This is a genomic window from Diplocloster modestus (genome assembly GCF_019042245.1).
GTDB classification, from domain to species: domain Bacteria; phylum Bacillota; class Clostridia; order Lachnospirales; family Lachnospiraceae; genus Diplocloster; species Diplocloster modestus.
Genome location: NZ_JAHQCX010000050.1, coordinates 1 through 348 on the forward strand (window position 1 = coordinate 1; position 348 = coordinate 348).

1 tRNA gene and 1 rRNA gene are annotated in these 348 nt (G+C 45.7%); both read left to right on the top strand.

From position 1 onward, the window contains the following. Nucleotides 1–151: 151 nt before the first annotated feature. A 5S ribosomal RNA gene (gene rrf / locus KTH90_RS24760) occupies nt 152–269 on the top strand. A 4-nt stretch (nt 270–273) separates the two neighbouring features. Continuing rightward, a tRNA-Ala gene (locus KTH90_RS24765) sits at nt 274–346 on the top strand. Nucleotides 347–348: the final 2 nt, after the last annotated feature.

The following is a 348-nucleotide window of genomic DNA, read 5'->3' on the forward strand; positions in this document are numbered from 1 at the left end:
GTATCGGAAGGTGCGGCTGGATCACCTCCTTTCTAAGGAAGAAGAAGTAAGGGTTGTTTTACTGTTTAGTTATCAAGTCGGTCTATGAGAAATTACAACTATCCTCGTGAAAATTGGAAATACATAGATCGCAGATAACTTTATATATATTTCTGGTGTCGATGCGCTTAAGGGACACACACGTTCCCATTCCGAACACGTTTGTTAAGACTTAAGCGGCCGATGGTACTATACTGGTGACGGTATGGGAGAGCAGGTGGATGCCAGATTTACGGGGGTATAGCTCAGTTGGGAGAGCACCTGCCTTGCAAGCAGGGGGTCAAGGGTTCGAATCCCTTTATCTCCATC